This window comes from Frankia sp. AgKG'84/4 (assembly GCF_023242965.2).
Lineage (GTDB): Bacteria > Actinomycetota > Actinomycetes > Frankiales > Frankiaceae > Frankia.
In genome coordinates this window covers 1-3,848 of the sequence record NZ_JALKFU020000524.1, presented here as the reverse complement: position 1 = coordinate 3,848, position 3,848 = coordinate 1, and the positions used below count along the sequence as shown (strand labels likewise).

Below are 3,848 nucleotides of genomic sequence, written 5' to 3'. Positions count from 1 at the left end.
CTCCTGGCCGTGCTCGTCGTGCGCCAACCGGCTCATCCTCCGCCCCCAGCCTGGCGCGGCGGCATCCGGCGAACCGGCCCCGCGCGCGGCGTCTCGCCGGATTCGACGGCCGTGGTGGCCCGGGAATCCGCGTTCCCCCAAGCCACCCTAAGGGGCCGCGTCGGAGGGCCGCTTCGCCGGATCCGTCCGGCCGGCGGGCGCGTCAGAGGGTTCGGCTACGCCGCTGGTCCGGGCAGGTCGTAGACGCCGGCGAGGTCGGCGTCGCGGGCCGCGAGGCGGCGGGCCAGATCGAGGATGACCCGGCACTGCTTCACCGAGGCGTCGTCCTGCATGGTGCCGTCGACCATCACGGCGCCGGTGCCGTCACCCATGCTCTCGACGACCCGCTTCGCCCAGGCGACGTCCTTCACCTCGGGGCTGAAGACCTTCTTCGCGATGTCGATCTGGACCGGGTGCAGCGACCAGGCGCCGACCGCGCCGAGCAGGAACGCGTTGCGGAACTGGTCCTCGCAGGCCAGGGTGTCGGCGATGTCGCCGAACGGCCCGTAGTACGGCATGATCCCGTGCGCGACGCAGGCGTCGACCATCCGGGCGAGGGTGTAGTGCCACGGGTCCTGCTGGAAGGTGGCGCGCGGGGCGGCCGGGTCGTCCGGCGTGGGGTCCTGGCGCACCAGGTAGCCGGGGTGGCCGCCGCCGACGCGGGTGGTCTTCATCCGCCGGTCGGCGGCGAGGTCGGCGGGGCCCAGCGACAGGCCCTGCATGCGCGGCGAGGCCGCGCAGATCTCCTCGACGTTGCTGACGCCGCGGGCGGTCTCCAGGATCGCGTGCACGAGGATCGGCCGGGTGAGGTTCGCCTTCGCCTCCAACTGCGCGAGCAGCCGGTCGACGTAGTGGATGTCCTCGGCACCCTGAACCTTCGGCAGCATGATCACATCGAGCTTGGCGCCGATGGCGGGCACGAGCGTGAGCAGGTCGTCCAGGCCCCAGGGCGAGTCGATGCTGTTCACCCGGACCCAGAACTGGGTGTCACCGAAGTCGGTGCCGCCCTCGACGATCTTGATGAGGCCCTCGCGGGCCGCGAGCTTGTTGTCCGCCCGGACGCCGTCCTCGAGGTTCCCGAGCAGCACGTCGACCTTGGGAATGAGGGTCGGCAGCTTCGCGGCCATCTTCGCGTTGCTGGGATCGAAGAAATGGATCACCCTGGACGGCCGCCACGGGATATCCCGCGGCGGCACCGGCGCGCCCACAGCGAGCGGAGCGAAGAAGTCCTTGGCACTGCGCATCTGAAGTCTCCCGGGTGGGCAACCTGGCTGGTGTGCGGGTGTGACTACCAGTGATCAGCACGACGCCCGACGGCGAGCGACACTACCAGCTCGACGATTCACTCGCTTTCATTGCAATTACCGACGGTGACACATGTGACCGCCCACGCGGACCGCCGCACCGGGCCCGCCCATCTGGTTTATTGATGACGACTATTGCTCGGCGCGGAGCTGGGCCGCGCCAGACTCGTGCCACCGAACGACGCGCCCGCCGGAGTGATGATGTCCCTGTCGACTGACGGCCCGCCGGCCACCGCCGGCTTCCTCCCGCTGCGCGACCTCGTGGTGGTCGGGCTGGAGCAGGCGGTCGCGGCCCCGATCGCGACCCGCCACCTCGCCGACCTCGGCGCCCGGGTGATCAAGGTGGAGAACCCGCGCGGCGGCGACTTCGCGCGCGACTACGACCGGGCCGTGCACGGCGAGCTGTCCGCGCACTTCACCTGGGCGAACCGTGGCAAGGAGTCGGTCAGCCTGAACTTCCGCGACCCGCGCGGCGCGCAGGTCCTGGAGCGGCTGTTCGCCCGCGCCGACGTGGTCGTGCAGAACCTCGCCCCGGGCGCGGCGCAGCGCTACGGGTTCGCCGCCGAGCAGCTCGCCACCCGCTTCCCCCGGGTCGTGGCCGTCGACATCTCCGGCTACGGCGAAGGCGGGCCGCTGTCTCACAAGCGGGCCTACGACCTGCTCGTCCAGGCCGAGGCCGGCTCCTGCGCCATCACCGGCGACGGCGAGGCCAAGGCCAAGCCGGGCATCCCGCTGGCCGACATCGGCGCGGGCATGTACACGGTGATGTCGGTCCTCGCCGCGATCCACGCCCGCACCGCCACCGGACGCGGGGCGGCGATCTCCGTGAGCCTGTTCGACACGGTCGTCGAGTGGATGAGCTACACCATGAACATCACCCTGGGCACCGGCGAGGAGCAGGTGCCCAACGGCGTGAGTTCCCCGGCGGTCTCGCCCTACGGCTCCTATCCGACCTCCGACGGGTTCAACGTCGTACTCGGCACGACGAACGACGGCGAGTGGCAGCGCCTCGCCCGCACCGTGCTGGGGCGCGACGACCTCGCCGATGACCCGACGCTCGCCCACAACGACGACCGGGTCCGGTTGCGGCCCCGCATCGACGAGGCCATCCGCGCCTGGACGACGACGGTGACCGTCGAGCGGGCCCAGCAGATCCTCGACGACGCCGGGCTCGGCAACGCCCGCCTCAACGGGGTGCGGGACGTCATCGACCATCCGCATCTGGCCGCCCGGGACCGCTGGCGAGAGGTCGCCACGCCGGCCGGGCCATGGCGCGCGCCGCTGCCGCCACCGATCACCAGTGGCTGGACGTCGCCGATGGGCGCCGTGCCGGGCCTGGGCGAGCACACCGATGCGGTGCTGGCCGAGATCGGGTTCACCGCGGACCAGATCGCCGAACTGCACGCGGACAAGGTGGTCTGAGGAGGACCGATGAAGATCGACTCTACGCTGGGCAACGACATCGACGCGACGCCCTCGGGCGCGCGGGCACTGGAGGCCGCCGGCTACGACGGCGTCTGGGTCGGTGAGCTCGGCCACGACCCGTTCCTGCAGCTCCTGCAGGTCGCCCAGAACACCGAGCACGTCACCCTGGGCACGTCGATCGCGATCGCGTTCGCCCGCAGCCCGATGACCACCGCCTACTCGGCGTACGACCTGGCGAAGCACTCGAAGGGCCGGTTCGTCCTCGGCCTCGGCTCGCAGGTCAAACCGCACATCGAGCGCCGGTTCTCGATGACCTGGTCGAGCCCGGCCGCCCGGATGCGCGAGTTCATCCTCGCCCTCAAGGCGATCTGGACCGCCTGGCAGGACGGCTCGAAGCTCGACTTCCAGGGCGAGTTCTACACCCACACGCTGATGACACCGTTCTTCTCCCCGACGGCGCACGAGTACGGCCCGCCGCCGGTGTACCTCGCCGGTGTGAACACGGCGATGACCGAGGTCGCGGGCGAGGTCGCGGACGGGTTCTTCGTGCACCCGTTCACCACCCGGCGCTACGTCGAGGAGGTGACCCTGCCGGCGCTGCGGCGCGGCCGCGCCAAGGTGGACGCGACCCTGGACGGCTTCGAGATCGCCGGCCCGTCGTTCGTCGCCACCGGGCGCACGCAGGAGGAGCTGGCGAAGGCGATCACCGGGACCCGCAAGCAGATCGCCTTCTACGCCTCCACCCCGGCCTACCGGCCCGTGCTGGAGCTGCACGGCTGGGGTGAGCTGCAGCCGGAGCTGACCCGGCGGTCGAAGGCCGGCGAGTGGGACGCCATCGGCGACCTCATCGACGACGACATACTGCACACGTTCGCTCTCGTCGGCACACCGGCCGAGGTCGGACCCCAACTGGTCGCGAAGGTCGGCGACTACGCCACCCGGACGACCTTCTACACGCCCTACGACATCGCCCCGGATCTGCTGGCCGAGCTACACGAGCGAACCCGGCACTGATCTGCCCGGCACTGATCTGCCCGGCACTGATCTGCCCGGCACTGATCTGCCCGGCACTGATCTGCC

3 protein-coding genes are annotated in these 3,848 nt (G+C 71.0%); 2 read left to right on the top strand and 1 reads right to left on the bottom strand.

What is annotated here, in order from left to right; translation table 11 throughout:
* Nucleotides 1–215 precede the first annotated feature (215 nt).
* Complete coding sequence (locus tag MXD58_RS22495) at nucleotides 216–1,283, bottom strand: HpcH/HpaI aldolase/citrate lyase family protein (protein WP_248836324.1); 1,068 nt, start codon at nucleotides 1,281–1,283, stop codon at nucleotides 216–218.
* 261 nt (nucleotides 1,284–1,544) lie between these two features.
* On the opposite strand from MXD58_RS22495, the gene MXD58_RS22490 reads away from it, so the two are divergent.
* Both MXD58_RS22490 and MXD58_RS22485 read left to right on the top strand, forming a co-directional pair.
* A complete protein-coding gene (locus tag MXD58_RS22490) occupies nucleotides 1,545–2,765 on the top strand; it encodes a CaiB/BaiF CoA transferase family protein (RefSeq protein WP_248836323.1) in 1,221 nt (406 codons plus the stop codon).
* Nucleotides 2,766–2,774: 9 nt separating this feature from the next.
* Entirely contained in the window at nucleotides 2,775–3,782 is a 1,008-nt protein-coding gene (locus MXD58_RS22485; RefSeq protein ID WP_248836322.1) for an LLM class F420-dependent oxidoreductase, read from the top strand.
* The last annotated feature ends 66 nt before the right edge of the window (nucleotides 3,783–3,848 follow it).